A 20,589-nucleotide genomic window follows, 5' to 3' on the forward strand; every position below is an offset into this window, starting at 1 on the left:
AACACCTTCAAATAAACCGAATTTTCTGAAATATAATCCAAACACAAAAAAAGCCTTTATAATGGTTGGGTGGTAGTAAACCATCCAAATCCAATACAAAGGACAAAAGCATGGATAAGTTTACACGAAAAACATCATTTGAACAATGGTTTTCACCGATTAATCGTCCATTATTTGACGACCTAGTGAAAACACATCAATTAAATCACTATACCAAGAAGCTTTATATGGCTTCATTTATGAAACTGCTTTTGTATGCCCAACTCCATGAAACCGAGAGTTTACGGGCGTTGAGTGACGCTGTCTTTTTAGAAGAATTACAACGAGCAACGGGATTGGAATCGATTAGTTTTTCACAGTTAGGGAGACGAATCAATACCATCCCAACTGAGTTCTTTCAAACGATTTTTCTCGATTTAGTGGCACAAATTCATCGGAAAACCAATTTCCAAACAAGAAGAAAAGTGACAACGCCTTTGAAAATCATTGATTCGAGTACATTACCGCTTAATTTGACCAATCATAAGTGGGCAGAGTTTCGAAAAACAAAATCAGGAGTAAAGCTTCACTTACGACTTGTTTTTATGGAAAAAGGACTCTCCTATCCAGATAAAGCCGTACTCACGAATGCCAACGAACATGATCGTGGTCAACTAGAAGTATTCGTGGATGACAAAGAATGCATGTACGTGTTTGATCGTGGTTACTTGGATTATGGGCGCTTTGATCAAATGACGGAAGATGGCTATTTCTTTGTGACCCGTTTGCGTAAAAACGCTGTTGTCCGAGTGTTAGAATCCTTTTCGTTACCAGAAGATTCACCCGTATTCTCTGATGAAATGGTTGTCATTGGAACACCACAAAATCGTTCTGAAAACGTGTTTCGCTTACTCAAATTGCATGATACAAAAGGAAATGAGCTTCATTTACTGACAAATCGGTTTGACATTGACGCAGATGAAATTGCAGAAATCTACCAATCACGTTGGGCAATCGAACTTTTTTTCAAATGGATGAAACAACATCTGAACATTAAAAAGTTTTTTGGTCACAGTGAACAAGCTGTACATAATCAAGTGTACGTAGCCATGATAGTGTACTGTCTGAATGTTTTAGCTCAGCTGAACACGAATAGCGAACGCAGTTACTTACAAATTAGTCGCTATTTGAAGGCTTCTTTGTGGAAATCCGCTCACATTTGGTTACGAAAAATCGAAGGAAACGGCGTCCCATAAAGGTTTGCCAGTCGTTGTTGCACAAGTCATAGGTTATAGTAAAAAAATGGATGTTTACTACCCTCGCTTAGGTGTTTTCGTTTTTTCTCTAAAGTCCAGAAAAAATAAAACTGAAAATTCAGACATCATTTATGCGACGGTATTGATATTTTTCAGTTTTAATATTATTAGTATCAAACATTCCAATGGTTAATGCTCAGGAAAATAATAACTTAGAAAAGGAATCTTTCATAGTAAACGAAAAAGAGTTCTTAGTTGAAACGGATAACTCAGTACAGCCTGCTGCTTTACCATTACTTGTAGTACCAGCAATTGCTATCTCTGATTATGTTTGGGCAGCAGCAGGATTAACTGTAGCAGCTGAAGTTTATCAATTATGGTTGAAAGAACCAACTTTAGTTGAAAATATTAATATAGCATACAAAGCAATTCCAAAAAAACTATTAAATAATGATGGTTATGTAGATTTGGGTAAATTTACCGATAAAGTAAATGGGAAAACTGCCTATAAAGATCCAAAAACGGGATGGCAAATAGATAAAAATACAGCAGGACATGGAGGTAGAAAATGGAAACTAAAAGATAATAAAGGAAATACTGTTGCTTCATTAGATGAAAAAGGAAAAATATTGAATAGATATTAAGATAGAAAAGTGGTGTTTATTATAAATTGAAAGAGAACTATAATAATATGACATATAAAGAAATAATTGCTTCATTTAATCTTTCAATTCCATTTGATAGTGATGGATTTATTAATGAAGAAGAGCTTTTCAATTTATATCCAGAAAATTTTGTATTGATAGATCGTTTTCCAATGATAATTAATAAAACTATGGAATGGTTTTCTCCACTAGATGTTTTTTTTACTCGAAAAGAGCAAACAGTAAATGAATATTTTGAAGTTGAAAGAAAATATATCAATACTTTAACAATATTGTCCTGCTATAGTCCGTTATGGGTACAAAGCTCTTTTTACTTCTCAAAAAGATTACCAGATTACCTCTCTGAGGAAGAAAGAAATTACCTTATAAAAATTAAGGATTATCTATTCATTCAAGTTAATACCCCCATAGAATTAGCATGTCTCTTAAAACTGAGCCTTAGAGGGTATGAACAAACTATAATCTATTTACCAGAATTAAAGGTGATTGCTTGGGTAAATGAATTAATAGTTTCTCTATATTATCAAGATGAAAAATCTAGAAAGCTTATTGAGATGATTACTACAACTGAAGGATTATATTTAAGAAAAAAATAAGTATTATTTATTATTTGAACTATTTTTTAAATGCCATCTAACCTATTTTCATATATAATTGCAGAGGCAGCTGCCCAGAAAGTGAAATGGTCCCTATTAAATAAATAGATAAAAAATCATCTCTCATTAATAGATGGCTTTTTCTGTGAAAATAATTTAATTCCACTTAGCCCATGAATAGCTTCAATCTATTGAGGGTAATATATAAATAACCTAAAAAAGACAATAAGAAAGCAGAGCTACCTAATGGAAGGTAACTTTGTTTAAACTTATTCTTCTTTGGTTATACTAATTAATTAAAGGTTCTTTATAAGGCTCCTTATTAATTAGCATGGAGTAAATGATTCGAAGCATTCGATGCGATATGGCAACGAGTGCTTTTTTCTTTCCTCTTCTTGCAGCAATCGACCAATATTTAGCAGCTAACCAACGATTCCTACTTCTAGAGATTGCCCATGCTACTTCGCACAGTACAGTTTTGATATGAGGATTCCCTTTAGTCGTTTTAGTTGACTTTCGTTTTCCTGCACTTTCATGATTTCCTGGAGCAACTCCGGCCCAAGACGCTAAGTGTTGAGAGGTAGGAAATTGTTCCATGTTCACCCCAATCTCTGCAATAATAATTGCTGCGGAATCCTTTTTAATACCCGGAATCGTTAGTAATAACTCCACTTCTTCTTTATAATTCTTCAGAATTTCATCTATTCTTTCCTCGATTTGGCTGATTAATGATTCTAAATAAACGATGTGTTGCCAAGATTGTTTGATTAGAAAGATTTGATGATCGTTTAAAGTACCGAATAAAGAGTCTGTAATCATTTGTTTTTTGTGCTTCATTCTTCCGTGAATACTATTTTCTACATCAATGGAATCAACATATCCATTTTGAATTAATTTGGATAGAAGTTTTCTTCCAGAAACACCAAACACATCTGAAATAACTGAATTTAGTTTAACATTTGAGCATTCTAATACTTTCAGAATCCTATTTTTTTCTGAAGTCAAATGGCCGATCCATTTTTTACAAAGCCGAGTTAAATCACGAAGGTTTCGTATATCTTCTGGTGGAACAAAACTTTTTTCAATCAGTCCATAACGCAATAACTTCGCAATCCACTCTGCATCCGAAACATCTGTTTTTCTTCCAGGGACATTCTTGATTCTTTGAGCATTCGCTAATGTAATATCAAAGTAATCCTCCAAAATGTTATAAACAGGTTTCCAATAAACTCCAGTACTCTCCATCGCAATGTGCGTAATGCCATGGTTTTCCAACCACTTTAGTAAACGAAAGAGATCCTTTGTTAAAGTGGGGAAAGTTTCTGTTTCAATGAATAATTCATCGTCCTGTTCGCCAATCATGACACAAGCAACAATTGTTTCAGCATGTACATCTAATCCTGCACAACGTGTCATCAGTACATCCAATATAATCCCTCCCATAAAGTAGATTCACAAACAGCGAGTGAATTTGAAATATAAGCATTTTTCTGTACGTAGTCATCATTCCAAATGAATGAGCTAACAATGGGTTGTTCACCAAATCCACTCAAACAGTTTTTTATTCAGGGTATCATCCACCATAAAAGCCTACGTATTGTTAACTGTTTGTGTTATCTACATTATGGGAAAGAAATATCCATTTTCATGCCAGGGTTGTGAATGAAAATTCATGATTGTTTTTTATTTCTTTAATTGTTCTTATAGTCGGGTTGATTAGTCCAAAATTGATATTGAGAAAAAGTGACAACCCGACAAGAAAAGGTATTTTAAAATACATCGGTAGTGCAATTGTCATATTTTTTATTCTTATGGTCATTACTGTTCCACCTACGGATGAAACTACTAATGACAATGTTTCTTTAAACGAAGATCCTGAAGTTAAAGAAGAAAACAAACTTGAATCAGAAACAGAAATAGAAAACGAAGAAGAAAGTGAAGATAGAGATCTATCCGATATATTAGAATTTACCGGAAGTATGACGGCTACAGCTTCAGAAGGAAAAATCACTGTTAATATAGATACTAATGCTTTAGACGGTGCGATTTTTGAAGTAAGTGTAATAGATGGTAATTTAAATATAAAAAGTGACTTTTTAGAGGTTAAAGACGGCAAGATCGTCCATGACTTTGAAATACCATCTGATTGGGGACCATCCTACTTCGCTTACAATGCAATGTTTAGATTTAATCTGGATGAACACCCACAACCTCAACATATCAAAGATGTTTATGGTGAGTTTGGAGAAAATTTAACTGGAGAGTTAACTTCGGAAAATCATTTGAATGGAAAAAATGCTGTTATTGAAGGTGGTACTGTCGCCTATCCTAGCGAAACAGTTGTAAAAGAACAAATAGATAAAGAGTTTAATAAAGCTATAGATGAAATGATAGCCGTAAGTGGTGGGGTAGTCCTAGATATCATACCTAAGTCTGAAGACGATTGGGGTATTGTATATGTATTTGTAAGTGATGCTTGGTACTACTCTCCAGAACACGAAAAGGAAAGGTTTGCCGAACAAGTAGGAGCTGCTGTCGAACAGGTTGTAAAGGGAGCTGGTAAAACAGACGGAAGTGTCATGGTCTATTTTAAAGATAGCTACGGAAAAGAACTGGCTTCTCCAAAGATTTTAGGTGGATATAAAATAAAAAATTGAGAATAAAACCTATTTGCCCGTTTTAAGCGGGCAAATATTACAACTTAAAACCGAACATACATTCTAAATATGGAGGGGATATCATGGCATCTTATCAAAAATATAAAACAAAAAAGGGGCAACGATGGTTAGTACAATATTACGTGAAGGATCCACTGACAGGAAAGAGTAAACCAAAAACTAAACGTGGATTTTTAACAAAAGGGGAGGCGATTGATTTTATAGATAATCTTAAAGATGAATTAAAAAGTGGTGTCAATGTACTAGCGAAAAAAACTTTTGAAGAAGTGTATATTGAATGGATGAGAGAAGAGGAAAAGAAATGGGAGAAATCGACGGTTGATATTAAAAAATCTAAATTTGAAAGTCGAATATTACCTAATTTCAAAAAATTATTAATAGATGAAATCACCGAAGAATATTGCCAAGCATTTATTGAATCATTGGAAAAAGAAATTAAAAGCGCTCGTGATTACGGAATTCAGTTGAATTTAGTATTCAAATTTGCAAAACGCAAACGCTACATTAATAATAATCCGATGGAATATGTTGTTTATGCTAAAACGAGGAAGGAAAATGGTGAAAATGAAGATGAACCATTCGATGGTTTTTGGACAAAAGACGAAGTCAATCGATTCTTAGAAATCGCCGAAGTGAATACTGAATTTAAAACTTATGTTTTATTTCGATTAGCTCTTTATTCAGGCTTACGCAAAGGGGAATTGTTAGCATTAACAGAAGATGACTTATTGGAAGATACTAAAGAGGTATATGTCCGAAAGACTTTATATTGGAAAAAAGGAAATGTGTATGAATTATTAGATCCAAAAACAAAAAAATCCATTCGAAAAGTGAAATTAGATGATGAAACGTGGGAATTATTACAAAAGTTGATTTTAGCTAATAATAAATTGATATTATCATTCGGGATGAGGAATAAAATAAAAGACAAGTTTTTATTTATGAGGGATGGTTTTAGACCTTTACGTTTAGCATATCCAAACGAGGTGCTAACTTCCATGTGTCGTCGGTTCGGATTTACTGAAATAAAATTCCACGGATTAAGACATACTCATGCCTCTATGTTATTTGCCGCAGGTGCATCTATGAAAGAAGTACAAGAAAGATTAGGTCATTCTCGCATTGATACAACCATGAATATTTATACACATTTAACGGATGACGTGAAAGAAGAAGTGCAAAATAAATTTATTGAATATATGAATCAAGATAACTCTAAAAATGCGAAAAATGAGCTGACATCATCAAAACATCATCAAAAATCAAGATTTTCATAAAAACAGCCCTCTTCTCGAATTGAGAAGAAGGCTGGAAACGTAGATATATTAACGTTTTGAGAATTGTGGTGCGCGACGAGCGCCTTTAAGACCGTATTTTTTACGTTCTTTCATGCGTGGGTCACGAGTTAGTAAACCAGCTTGTTTTAAAGCTGGACGGAAATCTGGATCAACTTGAAGTAACGCACGAGCGATACCGTGACGGATAGCGCCAGCTTGTCCAGTATAACCTCCACCTTTAACGTTTACTAATACATCGTAACTACCTAAAGTTTGAGTTAATTTTAATGGTTGTTTAATCACTTCACGCAATGTTTCGAATGGAATGTACTCTTCTACATCACGTTTATTAATAATGATTTTGCCTTCGCCAGGTACTAAACGTACACGAGCTACTGAGCTTTTACGACGACCTGTGCCAGTATATTGAACTTGTGCCAAGTGAATATCCTCCTCTAATTAATTATCCGCGAAGCTCGAAGCTTTCTGGTTTTTGTGCAGCATGTGGATGATTTGGACCAGCATAAACATGAAGTTTTTTGAACATTTTGCGTCCTAAAGAGTTTTTAGGAAGCATGCCTTTTACTGCAAGTTCGATCATTCTTTCTGGATTTCTTTCAAGCATTTCGCCTGCTGTACGTTTCTTTAAACCGCCAGCGAATTGAGAGTGACGGTAGTAAATTTTATCTTCCAATTTGTTACCAGTTAAATGAATTTTTTCAGCGTTAATTACGATTACATAGTCACCAGTGTCAACGTGTGGTGTATAAATTGGTTTATGTTTACCGCGTAAAATAGCAGCAACTTCTGAAGCTAAACGACCAAGCGTTTTACCTTCTGCGTCAACTACTAACCATTTACGCTCTACTTCATGACCTTTCGCCATAAATGTTGTACGCATGTATATATCCTCCTAATCGATTTCATGAACCGTTAATTTTCCATTTTTCTCACTAATAAGTTTCGGGGCTTATAAGTGGAATGAAAATACCATATGTTATAATATTATAATTTAAAACATAAGTCAAGAAAAATGTTGAACACAAGGAAAAGTTGTTATCGCATTAATAGTATACTTTTTCTAAATATAGCCCGTGGGGAGGAGCCGTTGTTCCTGCCATTTCGCGATTTTTCGATTCAATCATGTCCTTAATAGATTTTGCCTCTCTTTTTCCAATCCCAACTTCCCATAAAGTACCAGCAATAATCCGAACCATATTATATAAAAAGCCACTACCCTCAATAACCATATGAAGTTCCTGATCGTGCCACTCAAAATCGATGGAATAAATCGTGCGAACTTTATCATCAACAGGCGTACTCGCTGCACAAAAACTAGTAAAGTCATGAGTACCCACTAAATAAGCTGCGCCGTTTTCCATTTTACTTACGTCCGGCTTTCTTCCTCTCGTTTCAACAGTATAGTTTCTCTTGAAAGGACTTTGGACTTCATCACAATTCCATTTATACCGGTATCGTTTTCCTTTCGCATCAAATCGAGCATGAAAATCAGGGGAAACTTCTTCCATATCAAGTATTCGAATATCAGCTGGCAATTGTGCATTTAATGCCACTTTATAGTTTTCTGCTGGAATCGAAAGAGTCGTATCAAAATGAATGACTTGTCCAGTGGCATGAACACGTGCATCTGTACGTCCGCTAGCAAAAATGCGTATGTGTTCGCCCTTATGCATTACTGTTAATACCTTTTCAATTTCAGATTGCACCGTTCTTTTTCCCGGCTGCGCTTGGTAGCCAGAAAAGTGCGTTCCATCATAAGAAATAATTGCTTTTAAGCGTCGCAAGTCTCTCACCTTTTTCTAACTGCGGAAGAACACTAAAAGAGCAGTCATCAATACTAATGCAAAAATACAGGTTGTATCTTTCGCATCCCATTTTAACTGGCGATATCGAGTGCGTCCTTCTCCTCCTCGATATCCCCGCACTTCCATTGCTGTTGCTAAATCTTCTGCCCGTTTAAAGGCGCTTACAAATAAAGGCACCAGAAGGGGAACAACCGCTTTAATCCGATCTTTTATTGGTCCTGCTCCTAAATCGGACCCTCTCGCCATTTGTGCTTTCATGATTTTATCCGTTTCATCCATTAGTGTTGGGATAAAGCGTAACGCAATGGACATCATTAATGCTAATTCATGAATCGGCAATTTAAATTTCTTCAAAGGATTTAATAGTACTTCAAGTCCGTCTGTTATTGAAATAGGGGAAGTTGTTAATGTTAAGATCGTTGTAACAAATACAAGTACAACAAAACGGATTGATATGAAAATTCCTTGTCTTAAACCGCCTTCATAAACCTCAAGAAAACCAAGGTTCAGTAGTACATCTCCTTCTCTAGTAAAGAGAAGGTGAATGAGAAACGTGAAAATTACTAAAATGATAACCGGTTTTAATCCATTTATTAAAAAATATAATCGAATTCTTGAAATTAAAATGACAAACAATGTAAAAATTAACAATAGGCCATATGTAGCCACATTGTTCGCTAAAAATACAATAACTACAAAAATAAACGTAAATATGAGTTTGGAACGTGGATCTAACTGATGTACAAAGGAATCTCCTGGGATAAATCGTCCGAAAATCATTTTCTCCATCATGAATGATCACGCTCCTTTAACGCCCGAGCAATCTCATCCGCTAGCTCTTCCTCAGTTAAACAAATTTTTGAAAGTGGCTTTCCTATTAACTTTTCTATCTTTTGTTGAAATTTCACGATACGAGGAATTTCTAATCGATATTTTTTTAGCGTTTCACTATCTGAAAATATTTCCCGTGGAGCACCGGTTAACACACAGCGTCCTTCATGCATAATCGAAATTTGATCTGCGTATTTCGCCGCATCTTCCATGCTATGGGTGACTAGAATGGTTGTTAATTCTCTCTCTTTATGCAGACGATAAAACAAATCCATAATTTCTTTCTGTCCTCTAGGGTCGAGCCCAGCAGTAGGTTCATCTAATACAATCACATCTGGATTCATTGTAAGTACTCCTGCTATTGCAACCCGTCTCATTTGTCCGCCTGATAAATCAAAAGGCGACTTGTCCAACACTTCTTCAGGCAATCCAACTTGTTTGATGCCTTCGCGAGCCCTCTTCTCCGCTTCTTCTTCAGAAACACCAAAATTCATCGGACCAAACATAATGTCTTTTAATACTGTTTCTTCAAATAGTTGGTGCTCTGGGAATTGGAATACAATACCTACCTTTTGACGAATTGGTTTTAATTCTTTTGCCTTTTTTCCCGCTTCGATTTTTCGTTCTCCAATATGTACGATTCCTTTTGTTGGTTTTAATAATCCATTGAAATGTTGGAGAATTGTTGATTTACCAGAACCTGTATGTCCAATGATTGCATGATAGGTTTTAGATGGAATTTCCATCTCCACATCAAATAAAGCATACTTCTCAAAAGGTGTACCTGCTGAATATGCATAGCTTACTTGCTGAAGTTTGATGTCCATAGATCATTCACCAACTCTTCTTCTGTTAAATTATTGCCTGATAAATGTACACCTTTTGCTTGGAGCAGCTCTGTCATCCTCATTGCAAAAGGCAATTCTAAACCAAATTCAGTCAATTTATCCCCTAATGCAAAAATTTCTTCTGGTGAACCTTCTGCATATTTCTTGCCCTGGTTCATAAAAATAACTCGGTCTGCGAGAAGTGCTTCTTCAACATCGTGCGTAATCGATAAAACTGTTAAGCCAATTTCTTTTCTTAATTCTAGAACTGTTTGTAATACTTCTTCTCGACCTTGTGGATCAAGCATGGAAGTTGCTTCGTCTAAAATTAATAATTTCGGATGCATTGCAAGTGCTCCGGCAATGGCAACACGTTGCTTTTGACCACCTGATAAATGATGGGGTTCATGGTTTAAAAACTCATACATTTTGACTTTCTTTAAAGACGAAGAAACCCGTTCAACCATTTCTTCAAAAGGCACTCCGTTGTTTTCTAATGCAAAGGCAACATCGTCTTGCACTGTCGCTCCAACAAATTGGTTATCTGGATTTTGAAAAACCATTCCAATTTTTGAGCGAATATCCCAAAGAGTCTCTTCATTTAATATGCTCTGCATGACGTGAATTTCCCCCTCCTGCGGGAAGAGGAGACCACAAACCATCTTCACCATTGTAGATTTGCCTGAACCATTATGACCGACAATGGCAATCCACTCACCCTCATTAATTGAAAACGAAACATTTTGAACAGCTTTACGGGCATCAGGTTTGTCAGGTGTGTATGAAAAAGATACATTATGAAATGATAGAATTTCGGTCACATCTATGCTCCTCTCTCCAGGGCTCTACATTTCTAGTTCTAAATGAATCTCCTATATATAAAAATAAAACACGTTTAAAAATTTTGAAAATTACATGAAGAAACGTATTTTATTTTTACATACTCTTTAATAGATTTGGGTTTGAATAAAAAAGCGCGCACCTCATTCAGGAGAAATGCGCTAATAACATTTATAGAAGTACGGTTTATTAACGTTCCGTAATCTGATGAATGAGGTGCGGAGAGCTAGACGATACGAATTTTTCATTCGATCATCATAACGCTCATGTGCCATTTTATTGTCGTATAAATCACACATTTGTAAAAAAGGGGGCGAGTTCAACCGGAAACCCGGACACCCCCTAAAAAATTAAACTAACTCGATAATTACTACAGGCGCTCCGTCACCACGACGAGGACCTACTTTTAAGATACGTGTATAACCACCTTGGCGATCAGCGTAACGTGGCGCAACATCATCAAATAATTTTTGAAGAGCGAATTTCGTTTTTTCGTTTCCTTCTTCATCAGTAGTTGTCACTACTTCACGACGGATGAATGCTGCAGCTTGACGGCGAGCATGTAAATCTCCGCGTTTACCTAAAGTAATCATTTTCTCAACAACTGAACGTAATTCTTTTGCACGAGCTTCAGTTGTTTCAATGCGTTCATTAATAATTAAATCAGTTGCTAAATCACGTAATAACGCTTTACGTTGAGAACTTGTACGGCCTAGTTTTCTGTAACCCATGAATGTTCCCTCCTTTATTCGAACATAATAAATAACGATTGCTTAGTCTTCTTTACGTAAAGATAAACCAAGCTCTGCAAGTTTTGCTTTTACTTCTTCTAATGACTTACGTCCAAGATTACGAACTTTCATCATATCGTCTTCAGACTTATTCGTAAGTTCTAATACTGTATTAATACCTGCACGTTTTAAACAGTTATAGGAACGAACAGAAAGATCTAATTCTTCGATCGTCATCTCTAATACTTTTTCTTTTTGGTCCTCTTCTTTTTCTACCATGATTTCCGCTGCTTGTGCTTCATCTGTTAGACCAACAAAAATATTTAGATGCTCTGTTAATATTTTCGCTCCGAGTGAAATCGCTTCTTTCGGACCGATGCTACCATCAGTCCACACATCAAGGGACAATTTATCGTAATCGGAATTTTGTCCTACACGAGTATTTTCCACTTGATAATTAACGCGTGAAACTGGAGTGTAAATAGAGTCGATCGGGATCACGCCGATAGGAAGATCCTCACGTTTGTTTTGATCAGCAGGAGTGTAACCACGGCCTCTCTTAGCATACATACGTATACGCAAATGACCGTTGCTTGCGATTGTTGCTATATACAAATCTGGATTTAAAATTTCAACATCACTATCATGTGTGATATCACTTGCTGTAACTGTTGCTTCACCTTTCACATCAATCTCAAGAATTTTTTCCTCATCGGAGTAGATTTTCAGTGCAAGTTTTTTTAAGTTTAAAATGATTGAAGCAACATCCTCTACTACCCCTTCAATAGTTGAGAATTCATGTAATACCCCATCAATTTGTACAGATGTAATCGCTGCACCCGGTAATGAGGATAGAAGGATACGACGTAAAGAATTACCCAAAGTAGTACCATATCCACGTTCTAGTGGTTCTATAACAAACTTACCATATGTGGAATCTTCGCTGATCTCAACAGTTTCAATCTTTGGTTTTTCAATTTCGATCATTCAATTTACCCTCCTTCAAAACATCGACTGTATAGGTCATACCATCATAATAGTCAAAAAATCTTGACTTTATAAATTTGTACAATTCTTCTTGCACAAGAATGATGTACTCCAAAGAGTTGCACCCATTACACACGACGACGTTTTGGCGGACGGCAACCGTTATGTGGAACTGGTGTAACATCTTTAATTGCTGTTACTTCAAGTCCTGCAGCTTGAAGTGCACGGATAGCCGCTTCACGACCTGCACCTGGACCTTTAACAGTTACTTCTAACGTTTTTAAACCATGCTCAAGGGAAGCTTTAGCAGCGGCTTCAGCAGCCATTTGAGCAGCGTATGGAGTAGATTTACGAGAACCTTTGAATCCAAGAGCACCTGCACTTGACCAAGAAACTGCATTCCCTTGCATATCAGTAATCGTTACGATTGTATTGTTAAATGTAGAACGAATGTGTGCAATACCTGATTCGATATTCTTTTTCACACGACGTTTACGTGATTGTTGTTTACGAGCCATTACGGAAGGAACCCCCTTTACTTATTATTTTTTCTTGTTCGCAACAGTTTTACGAGGACCTTTACGAGTACGTGCATTGTTTTTCGTATTTTGTCCACGAACAGGTAGACCACGACGGTGACGGATACCACGGTAGCAACCAATTTCCATTAAACGTTTAATGTTTAGTGATACTTCACGACGTAAGTCACCTTCAATTTTGTACTTATCTAATTCTGTACGGATTCTGTCTAATTCATCTTCAGTAAGATCACGTACACGAGTATCTTCAGATACACCAGCTGCAGCTAATACTTTTTGAGCAGTTGGTTTACCAACACCATAAATATAAGTTAATGAAATTACTACGCGTTTATCGCGAGGAATATCAACACCAGCAATACGTGCCATTTATTCGCACCTCCTTAAAAATTATCCTTGTTTTTGTTTGTGTTTTGGATTTTCACAGATTACCATTACTTTACCGCGTCGGCGAATAACTTTACATTTTTCGCAAATCGGTTTTACAGATGGTCTCACTTTCATTTAACTCAACCTCCTTAGTCTTCGGAGTGCAAAAGATTATTTAAAACGGTATGTGATACGACCGCGAGTTAAATCATAAGGAGATAACTCAATAGTAACCTTATCTCCAGGTAAAATTCGAATGAAATGCATACGAATCTTTCCGGAAACGTGTGCAAGCACCGTGTGCCCATTTTCTAATTCTACCTTAAACATCGCGTTTGGCAAAGTCTCAACAACTGTTCCTTCGACTTCAATTACATCGTCTTTCGCCATCAACCCTGTCTCCCTTCTATATGTGCTAAATCGTTCTCCCTAGAGAACACTCGCAACAGATTTTACAGGTTAGAAGCAACTCCATTAACAAACGTTGGATTGTATGAGAGATGTTCGAAAGACGCTCGTCTGGTTTCGCTTCACACAATCCAGGGAATGAACAGATCCGGTAAGGAAACTGTATTCCTTTGTTAAAATGTCCGGATATCATGGAAAATTCACACCCGTTCATTTGATGCTTCCACGAAACCCATAACACTCTTCACAAAAGAACTTTCTAAGTAAGTATAAGCACTTTCGCAAGTAGTGTATACCGGGCACTAATATGCTTTTGCAACTCTCAATATTTTATGTTGCCTCCGATTACCCCTCGCGAAAAGTATTATGACTTTCGAAAGAATGACGGGTATCAGCTGCGACTGCCCTGTAATAATAGAGCGTCAAGATCAGCAAACACTTTTTCAATCTCTTGCTGACCATTAATATTTGTTAATAAACCTTTTGATTCATAAAAATCAAGTAAAGGTTGTGCTTGTTTCATATTTACTTCCAGGCGATTAGCAACCGTCTCAGGATTATCATCAGCTCGAGTGTATAATTCTCCGCCATCCTTATCACATTTTCCTTCCACTTTAGGAGGATTGAAAATAACGTGATAAGTAGCACCGCAAGTTTTACAGATACGACGACCGCTTAAACGTGCAACTAGTTCATCTTTTTCAACTTGGATATTGATTACATGATCAATTTTTTTACCAAGTTCTTCTAAGATGTTATCTAATGATTCAGCTTGAGGTACCGTGCGTGGGAACCCATCAAGTAAAAATCCATTTTCACAGTCTTTTTGTGCAAGTCTTTCGCGCACGATGCCAATAGTAACCTCGTCTGGAACTAATGCACCTTGATCCATATAGGATTTCGCTTTAAGACCTAGTTCCGTACCTTGACTGATAGCAGCACGGAACATATCACCTGTAGAAATATGAGGGATTTCGTACTTATTCACGATTTTTTCTGCTTGCGTACCTTTACCAGCACCTGGCAAGCCCATTAAAACGATATTCATACGGTTATTTCCCTCCTAAGTGCTGGCATAGGAAACAATAATGTTTCCTAACCAACATTTATTTCATAAAGCCTTTATAATGACGCTTAACTAGTTGGGCTTCTAATTGTTTCATTGTTTCTAATGCCACACCGACAACGATGATAACACTCGTTCCACCAATTTGAGCAGAAGCCGGTAAATTCATAAAATTAATGAATAGGATTGGCAAAATCGAAACAACAGTCAAAAACAGAGCACCAACAAATGTTAAACGATATAACACTTTTGTTAAGTAGTTTTGTGTATCATTCCCTGGACGAATTCCAGGAATATATGCACCTTGTTTTTTCAGGTTATCTGCAACGCGTTCGGGATTTACTTGAATAAATGCGTAGAAATAAGTAAACGCAATAATTAAAGCAATATAAATAATCATTCCAACAGGTTTAGTATAGTCAAACGTGTTGATAATGAACGTGGTGATTTTGTTCTCACCGAAGAACGCAGCTAAAGTCTGAGGTGTAATGATGAACGCTACTGCGAAGATTACTGGAATAACTCCTGCAGCGTTCACTTTTAAAGGTAAGTGCGTTTGTTGTGCACCAACATTCATTGCTCGACCGGAAACTCTTTTTGCATACTGAATTGGAATCTTACGTAACGCTTGTTGTACGTAAATTACTCCAACAATTATAGCCAACATTATTAATGCAAGAAGTACTAAAACGACAATGCGGATGAATAGTTGATCCCCTGCACCTTCAATTTGTTGAGCATAAATTTGGTTAACCGTTGTAGGTATTGCAGCGACAATACCAGCAAAGATAATGATTGAAATACCATTACCAACGCCGTGTGCAGTAATTTGCTCACCAAGCCATAACAAAAATGCTGTACCAGCCGTAAGCACTATCGCTATTGTCAAATAAGATAAAACACTAGTATCTGTAATTAATGTTCCACCATATAATTGGTTAAAACCGAACGACATAGCGAAGGCTTGGATGAAAGCTAACACTACAGTAAAGTAGCGGGTAAATTGGGATAACTTCCGGCGACCTACTTCACCTTGACGTCCCCATTCTGCAAACTTAGGCACGACATCCATTTGTAACAATTGAACAATGATTGAGGCAGTGATATAAGGCATAATTCCCAATGCAAAGATTGAGAAGTTTGCTAATGCACCGCCACCAAACACGTTAAGAAAACCAACTAAGTTAAATTGATCCGTTACTTTTAATACATCTGCATCTACGTTAGGTACAGGGATAAATGTTCCTAAACGAAAGACGATAAGCATTAATAATGTGAAAAAGATTTTATTTCGAATATCACGAACGCGCATAAAGTTTGCGAATGTTTGAAACATTAAATCACCTCAGCTGTTCCGCCGGCGTTCTCGATTGCTTCTTTCGCAGAAGCAGAGAACTTGTGAGCTTTCACGTTAAGCTTTTTATTAAGCGTTCCGTTACCAAGAACCTTAATACCAGCTTTTTCTTTGCTCACGATACCTGTTTCGATTAGTAATGCAGGTGTAACTTCTGCACCATCTTCGAAACGATTTAATGCATCTAGGTTCACGATTGCATATTCTTTACGGTTCACATTTGTAAAACCACGTTTTGGTAAACGGCGGAATAGTGGGTTTTGACCACCTTCAAATCCTGGACGTACACCGCCTCCAGAACGAGCGTTTTGACCTTTTTGACCGCGACCAGATGTTTTACCGTTACCAGAACCGATACCACGACCAACACGGTTACGTTTTTTACGTGAACCTTCTGCTGGTTTAAGTTCATGAAGTTTCATTATAGGTGGCACCTCCTTGTACATTTTATAAATCATTAAATTTCTTTAACTGATACTAAGTGTGACACTTTATTAATCATACCACGAATAGCTGGATTATCTGCATGTTCTACAGTAGAATTAACCTTTTTTAAGCCTAAAGCTTCAACTGTTTTACGTTGTTTTTCATTAGCTCCGATTACAGATCTTTTGAGGGTGATTTCTAATTTGTTAGCCATGATTATCCCCCCTTATCCTAATAGCTCTTCTACTGTTTTACCACGAAGTTTTGCAACTTCTTCAGCACGTTTTAATTGTTTTAATCCCTCAACTGTAGCACGTACCATATTGATTGGTGTGTTAGAACCTAGAGATTTTGAAAGGATATCCGTAATTCCTGCTAACTCAAGTACTGCACGTACTGGTCCACCAGCGATTACTCCAGTACCTTCAGAAGCAGGTTTCATTAAAATTTCTCCTGCACCGAAGTGACCAATTACCTCGTGTGGAATAGTTCCACCTACACGTGGTACTTCGATTAAGTTTTTCTTCGCATCTTCTACAGCTTTACGAATCGCATCTGGTACTTCTTGAGCTTTACCAGTACCAAATCCTACATGACCGTTTTTATCTCCTACTACTACTAAAGCTGAGAAGCGGAAGCGACGTCCACCTTTAACAACTTTCGCAACGCGGTTAATCGTTACAACGCGTTCTTCAAGTTCCAGTTTGCTTGCGTCAATACGACTCATGAAGTATGTCCCTCCTTCTTATTAAAATTGTAAACCGTTTTCGCGTGCAGCATCTGCTAATGCTTTTACACGTCCATGATATAAATAACCACCACGGTCAAATACAACTGTAGTAATATTTTTCTCTAATGCACGTTTTGCGATCAATTCGCCAACTTTTGCTGCAGCATCTTTATTGTTGCCAGCACCTTCGAAATCTTTTTCTAATGTTGAAGCACTAACAAGTGTATGTCCTGCAACATCGTCAATGATTTGTGCGTAAATGTTTTTGTTAGAACGGTATACGTTTAAACGTGGACGTTCAGGTGTACCGTGGATTTTTGTACGCACACGTGCATGACGTTTTTTACGAACTTTATTTTTATCTAGTTTCGTAATCACAGTGGTCACTCCTTTCTAAGGATCAAGCTAATTATTTACCTGTTTTACCTTCTTTACGACGTACATATTCGCCTTCGTAACGAATACCTTTACCTTTATATGGTTCAGGTGGACGTACAGCGCGAATGTCAGCTGCGAATGCACCTACACGTTCTTTGTCAATTCCTTTAACAACAACTTTTGTATTTGAAGGAACTTCGATTTCGATACCTGGTTCAGCAGTGAATTCAACAGGATGTGAGTAACCAACGTTTAATACAAGTTTTTTCCCTTGTAATTGAGCACGGTACCCAACCCCAATAAGTTCTAAAGAACGAGAGAATCCTTCAGATACACCTTTCACCATGTTTGCAAGTAACGCACGAGTTGTACCGTGGATTGTACGGTGTTCTTTTGAATCAGAAGGGCGAACAACAGTAATTACGTTGCCTTCTTGCTCGATTTTCATATCTTGATTGAATTGACGAGTTAGTTCGCCTTTCGGCCCTTTTACTGTTACAGTGTTGTCCTCAGCAACTGTTACTGTAACGTTAGCAGGAACTTCGATCGGTTTTTTACCTACACGAGACATTTCATTGCACCTCCATTCACAAATTACTTATTACCAAACGTAAGCTAAAACTTCTCCGCCCACTTTTTTAGCACGTGCTTCTTTATCAGTTAACACGCCTTGAGAAGTTGAAAGAATTGCGATACCTAAGCCGTTTAACACTTTTGGAATTTCGTCAGTTTTCGCATATACGCGTAAACCTGGTTTAGAAATACGTTTTAATCCAGTAATTACACGTTCGTTATTTTTTCCATACTTTAAGAAAATACGGATGATACCTTGTTTGTTGTCATCGATATATTCAACGTCACGGATGAAGCCTTCTCGCTTAAGGATTTCAGCGATTTCCTTTTTAATGTTGGAAGCCGGTACTTCTAACTTTTCGTGACGAACCATGTTCGCATTACGGATGCGAGTTAGCATATCTGCAATTGGATCTGTCATTGTCATATTCTTATTACCTCCTTCCCATTTTTTGGGGATTACCAGCTAGCTTTTTTCACACCAGGAATTTGTCCTTTATATGCAAGTTCACGGAAACAAATACGGCAAAGTTTAAATTTACGATATACAGAGTGTGGACGACCACAGCGCTCACAACGTGTATATTCTTGTACTTTAAACTTAGGTTTACGTTTTTGTTTAACGATCATTGATTTTTTTGCCACGTTTTCGCCCTCCTTTTATTATTTTTGGAACGGCATACCGAATTGTGTCAATAACTCGCGAGCTTCTTCATCAGAGTTCGCTGTCGTTACGATCACGATATCCATACCGCGCACTTTTGAAACTTTATCGTAATCGATTTCAGGGAAAATCAATTGTTCTTTAACACCTAATGTGTAGTTTCCACGACCATCAAATGCTTTTTTAGAAACACCGCGGAAGTCGCGTACACGCGGAAGTGCGATAGAAATTAATTTATCAAGGAAATCATACATACGTTCACCACGTAATGTAACTTTTGCACCAATTGGCATCCCTTCACGTAAACGGAATCCAGCGATTGATTTTTTCGCTCTAGTAACAACAGGTTTTTGACCAGTAATAATAGCTAGTTCTTCAACAGCAGCATCTAATGCTTTAGAGTTTTGTACTGCGTCACCAACACCCATGTTAACTACGATTTTTTCAACTTTTGGAACTTGCATGATTGATTTATATCCAAACTTATTCATTAAAGCAGGAACTACTTCGTTGTTGTATTTTTCTTTTAGGCGGTTCATGTTTGTACCTCCTTTCAAAATTTCTTATTAGTCGATTACTGCACCTGATTTTTTTGCAACACGAACTTTTTTGCCGTTTTCGATTTTATAACCTACACGAGTCGGCTCGCCAGTTTTTGGATCGATTAGCATTACGTTCGAAACGTGGATTGGTGCTTCTTGGCTTACAATACCACCTTGTGGGTTTAATTGATTAGGTTTTACGTGTTTTTTAACGATGTTTACACCTTCAACAATTACCCGATCTTTCTTTGGAAAAGCAGCAAGTACGATACCTTCTTTACCTTTGTCTTTTCCTGTAATAACTTTTACTTTGTCGCCCTTTTTAACATGCATTATGTGTCGCACCTCCTTAATTGGTACTATCAGATAATTAAAGAACTTCTGGAGCTAGGGAAATGATTTTCATAAAGTTGTTATCGCGTAACTCACGTGCAACCGGTCCGAAAATACGAGTACCACGTGGTGACTTATCGTCTCTGATGATAACGCATGCGTTTTCGTCAAATTTAATGTAAGTGCCATCTTTACGGCGAACACCAGATTTAGTACGTACTACAACGGCTTTTACAACGTCACCTTTCTTAACAACGCCTCCTGGTGTTGCTTTCTTAACTGTGCAAACGATAATATCACCGATGTTTGCAGTTTTACGACCAGAACCACCAAGCACTTTAATTGTTAACACTTCACGTGCACCTGAGTTGTCAGCAACTTTTAAACGAGATTCTTGTTGGATCACTTAGGTTACCTCCCTTCGGAATTCGCGTATTTTCCGAATTTCTATTAAATAATAACCGCTTTTTCTACTACTTCTACAAGACGGAAATGCTTTGTAGCTGATAGCGGGCGTGTTTCCATAATGCGTACGATGTCACCGACTTTTGCTTCGTTGTGCTCATCGTGAGCTTTGAATTTTTTAGAATACTTTACACGCTTGCCGTATAATTTGTGTTTTTTATAAGTTTCAACTAGGACAACGATTGTTTTGTCCATTTTGTCTGAAACTACACGGCCAGTGTAAACTTTGCGCTGTTTACGCTCAGTCAT

The 20,589-nt window shown here is 37.0% G+C and carries 31 protein-coding genes; 5 read left to right on the forward strand and 26 right to left on the reverse strand.

The genetic code is table 11. The features are described from left to right. Positions 1 to 110 precede the first annotated feature (110 nt). From NSU17_RS07005 to NSU17_RS07015, 3 genes are all read left to right on the forward strand, one after another. The gene (locus NSU17_RS07005) at positions 111 to 1,235 is read left to right on the forward strand and encodes an IS4 family transposase (RefSeq protein ID WP_339287653.1); all 1,125 of its coding nucleotides are present in this window, start codon (positions 111 to 113) and stop codon (positions 1,233 to 1,235) included. 185 nt (positions 1,236 to 1,420) lie between these two features. Next, on the forward strand, positions 1,421 to 1,879 hold the full coding sequence (locus NSU17_RS07010; protein ID WP_340704671.1) for a hypothetical protein: 459 nt from the start codon (positions 1,421 to 1,423) through the stop codon (positions 1,877 to 1,879). A gap of 47 nt (positions 1,880 to 1,926) precedes the next feature. Beyond that, positions 1,927 to 2,496, forward strand: coding sequence for a hypothetical protein (locus NSU17_RS07015; RefSeq protein WP_016839623.1), 570 nt, complete (start codon positions 1,927 to 1,929; stop codon positions 2,494 to 2,496). Positions 2,497 to 2,784: 288 nt separating this feature from the next. On the opposite strand, the gene NSU17_RS07020 is transcribed toward NSU17_RS07015, so the two are convergent. Next, the gene (locus NSU17_RS07020; RefSeq protein WP_340704672.1) at positions 2,785 to 3,924 is read right to left on the reverse strand and encodes an IS110 family transposase; all 1,140 of its coding nucleotides are present in this window, start codon (positions 3,922 to 3,924) and stop codon (positions 2,785 to 2,787) included. A gap of 299 nt (positions 3,925 to 4,223) precedes the next feature. Here NSU17_RS07020 and NSU17_RS07025 point away from each other — a divergent pair, with 299 nt between their 5' ends. Beyond that, the gene (locus NSU17_RS07025; protein ID WP_340704673.1) at positions 4,224 to 5,153 is read left to right on the forward strand and encodes a hypothetical protein; all 930 of its coding nucleotides are present in this window, start codon (positions 4,224 to 4,226) and stop codon (positions 5,151 to 5,153) included. 83 nt (positions 5,154 to 5,236) lie between these two features. Next, a complete protein-coding gene (locus tag NSU17_RS07030) occupies positions 5,237 to 6,451 on the forward strand; it encodes a site-specific integrase (RefSeq protein WP_340704674.1) in 1,215 nt (404 codons plus the stop codon). Between the two features lie 48 nt (positions 6,452 to 6,499). Here the strand turns inward: NSU17_RS07030 and rpsI are convergent, their stop codons facing one another. From rpsI to rpsQ, 25 genes are all read right to left on the reverse strand, one after another. Further along, entirely contained in the window at positions 6,500 to 6,892 is a 393-nt protein-coding gene (rpsI, locus tag NSU17_RS07035) for a 30S ribosomal protein S9 (protein ID WP_016839401.1), read from the reverse strand. A 22-nt stretch (positions 6,893 to 6,914) separates the two neighbouring features. Continuing rightward, on the reverse strand, positions 6,915 to 7,352 hold the full coding sequence (gene rplM, locus NSU17_RS07040) for a 50S ribosomal protein L13 (protein WP_016839400.1): 438 nt from the start codon (positions 7,350 to 7,352) through the stop codon (positions 6,915 to 6,917). Between the two features lie 163 nt (positions 7,353 to 7,515). Beyond that, on the reverse strand, positions 7,516 to 8,256 hold the full coding sequence (truA, locus tag NSU17_RS07045; RefSeq protein WP_340434444.1) for a tRNA pseudouridine(38-40) synthase TruA: 741 nt from the start codon (positions 8,254 to 8,256) through the stop codon (positions 7,516 to 7,518). Positions 8,257 to 8,271: 15 nt separating this feature from the next. Next, a complete protein-coding gene (locus NSU17_RS07050) occupies positions 8,272 to 9,069 on the reverse strand; it encodes an energy-coupling factor transporter transmembrane component T family protein (protein ID WP_340704675.1) in 798 nt (265 codons plus the stop codon). Next, positions 9,066 to 9,935 carry an energy-coupling factor ABC transporter ATP-binding protein gene (locus tag NSU17_RS07055; RefSeq protein ID WP_340704676.1) on the reverse strand — a complete coding sequence of 290 codons (870 nt, stop codon included), beginning with the start codon at positions 9,933 to 9,935 and terminating at the stop codon, positions 9,066 to 9,068. The genes NSU17_RS07050 and NSU17_RS07055 overlap by 4 nt, the downstream gene beginning before the upstream one ends. Then, positions 9,911 to 10,756, reverse strand: a complete 846-nt coding sequence (locus NSU17_RS07060) for an energy-coupling factor ABC transporter ATP-binding protein (RefSeq protein WP_340704677.1) — start codon at positions 10,754 to 10,756, stop codon at positions 9,911 to 9,913. The genes NSU17_RS07055 and NSU17_RS07060 overlap by 25 nt, the downstream gene beginning before the upstream one ends. A 369-nt stretch (positions 10,757 to 11,125) precedes the next feature. Beyond that, positions 11,126 to 11,506, reverse strand: a complete 381-nt coding sequence (rplQ, locus tag NSU17_RS07065) for a 50S ribosomal protein L17 (protein ID WP_016839395.1) — start codon at positions 11,504 to 11,506, stop codon at positions 11,126 to 11,128. A 42-nt stretch (positions 11,507 to 11,548) separates the two neighbouring features. Beyond that, positions 11,549 to 12,493, reverse strand: coding sequence for a DNA-directed RNA polymerase subunit alpha (locus NSU17_RS07070; RefSeq protein WP_096550075.1), 945 nt, complete (start codon positions 12,491 to 12,493; stop codon positions 11,549 to 11,551). A gap of 128 nt (positions 12,494 to 12,621) precedes the next feature. Continuing rightward, positions 12,622 to 13,011 carry a 30S ribosomal protein S11 gene (gene rpsK / locus NSU17_RS07075; protein WP_016839392.1) on the reverse strand — a complete coding sequence of 130 codons (390 nt, stop codon included), beginning with the start codon at positions 13,009 to 13,011 and terminating at the stop codon, positions 12,622 to 12,624. 24 nt (positions 13,012 to 13,035) lie between these two features. Continuing rightward, entirely contained in the window at positions 13,036 to 13,401 is a 366-nt protein-coding gene (rpsM, locus tag NSU17_RS07080; RefSeq protein ID WP_016839391.1) for a 30S ribosomal protein S13, read from the reverse strand. Positions 13,402 to 13,422: 21 nt separating this feature from the next. Continuing rightward, positions 13,423 to 13,536 carry a 50S ribosomal protein L36 gene (rpmJ, locus tag NSU17_RS07085; protein WP_000868344.1) on the reverse strand — a complete coding sequence of 38 codons (114 nt, stop codon included), beginning with the start codon at positions 13,534 to 13,536 and terminating at the stop codon, positions 13,423 to 13,425. Positions 13,537 to 13,572: 36 nt separating this feature from the next. Then, positions 13,573 to 13,791, reverse strand: coding sequence for a translation initiation factor IF-1 (infA, locus tag NSU17_RS07090; RefSeq protein ID WP_016839390.1), 219 nt, complete (start codon positions 13,789 to 13,791; stop codon positions 13,573 to 13,575). 409 nt (positions 13,792 to 14,200) lie between these two features. Further along, positions 14,201 to 14,857: an adenylate kinase gene (locus tag NSU17_RS07095; RefSeq protein ID WP_096550073.1), complete on the reverse strand. Its 657-nt coding sequence runs from the start codon at positions 14,855 to 14,857 to the stop codon at positions 14,201 to 14,203. Positions 14,858 to 14,915: 58 nt separating this feature from the next. Continuing rightward, positions 14,916 to 16,211 (reverse strand): preprotein translocase subunit SecY, encoded by a 1,296-nt coding sequence (gene secY, locus NSU17_RS07100; RefSeq protein WP_340704678.1) that lies wholly within the window; start codon positions 16,209 to 16,211, stop codon positions 14,916 to 14,918. Next, entirely contained in the window at positions 16,211 to 16,651 is a 441-nt protein-coding gene (gene rplO / locus NSU17_RS07105; protein WP_016839387.1) for a 50S ribosomal protein L15, read from the reverse strand. The genes secY and rplO overlap by 1 nt, the downstream gene beginning before the upstream one ends. Positions 16,652 to 16,686: 35 nt before the next feature. After that, the gene (gene rpmD / locus NSU17_RS07110) at positions 16,687 to 16,869 is read right to left on the reverse strand and encodes a 50S ribosomal protein L30 (protein ID WP_016839386.1); all 183 of its coding nucleotides are present in this window, start codon (positions 16,867 to 16,869) and stop codon (positions 16,687 to 16,689) included. A 12-nt stretch (positions 16,870 to 16,881) separates the two neighbouring features. Then, the gene (gene rpsE / locus NSU17_RS07115) at positions 16,882 to 17,382 is read right to left on the reverse strand and encodes a 30S ribosomal protein S5 (protein WP_016839385.1); all 501 of its coding nucleotides are present in this window, start codon (positions 17,380 to 17,382) and stop codon (positions 16,882 to 16,884) included. A gap of 21 nt (positions 17,383 to 17,403) precedes the next feature. Next, positions 17,404 to 17,763, reverse strand: coding sequence for a 50S ribosomal protein L18 (rplR, locus tag NSU17_RS07120; RefSeq protein WP_016839384.1), 360 nt, complete (start codon positions 17,761 to 17,763; stop codon positions 17,404 to 17,406). Positions 17,764 to 17,794: 31 nt separating this feature from the next. After that, positions 17,795 to 18,334: a 50S ribosomal protein L6 gene (gene rplF / locus NSU17_RS07125; RefSeq protein ID WP_016839383.1), complete on the reverse strand. Its 540-nt coding sequence runs from the start codon at positions 18,332 to 18,334 to the stop codon at positions 17,795 to 17,797. 30 nt (positions 18,335 to 18,364) lie between these two features. Next, complete coding sequence (gene rpsH, locus NSU17_RS07130; protein ID WP_096550071.1) at positions 18,365 to 18,763, reverse strand: 30S ribosomal protein S8; 399 nt, start codon at positions 18,761 to 18,763, stop codon at positions 18,365 to 18,367. A gap of 32 nt (positions 18,764 to 18,795) precedes the next feature. Next, positions 18,796 to 18,981 carry a type Z 30S ribosomal protein S14 gene (locus tag NSU17_RS07135; RefSeq protein WP_016839381.1) on the reverse strand — a complete coding sequence of 62 codons (186 nt, stop codon included), beginning with the start codon at positions 18,979 to 18,981 and terminating at the stop codon, positions 18,796 to 18,798. 18 nt (positions 18,982 to 18,999) lie between these two features. Then, positions 19,000 to 19,539 carry a 50S ribosomal protein L5 gene (gene rplE, locus NSU17_RS07140; protein ID WP_096550070.1) on the reverse strand — a complete coding sequence of 180 codons (540 nt, stop codon included), beginning with the start codon at positions 19,537 to 19,539 and terminating at the stop codon, positions 19,000 to 19,002. A gap of 27 nt (positions 19,540 to 19,566) precedes the next feature. Continuing rightward, the gene (gene rplX / locus NSU17_RS07145) at positions 19,567 to 19,875 is read right to left on the reverse strand and encodes a 50S ribosomal protein L24 (RefSeq protein WP_016839379.1); all 309 of its coding nucleotides are present in this window, start codon (positions 19,873 to 19,875) and stop codon (positions 19,567 to 19,569) included. 37 nt (positions 19,876 to 19,912) lie between these two features. Then, a complete protein-coding gene (rplN, locus tag NSU17_RS07150; protein ID WP_016839378.1) occupies positions 19,913 to 20,281 on the reverse strand; it encodes a 50S ribosomal protein L14 in 369 nt (122 codons plus the stop codon). A gap of 44 nt (positions 20,282 to 20,325) precedes the next feature. Next, positions 20,326 to 20,589, reverse strand: a complete 264-nt coding sequence (gene rpsQ / locus NSU17_RS07155) for a 30S ribosomal protein S17 (protein ID WP_016839377.1) — start codon at positions 20,587 to 20,589, stop codon at positions 20,326 to 20,328.

It is taken from the genome of Ureibacillus sp. FSL K6-2830, from assembly GCF_038004145.1.
GTDB classification, from domain to species: Bacteria; Bacillota; Bacilli; order Bacillales_A; family Planococcaceae; genus Ureibacillus; species Ureibacillus thermosphaericus.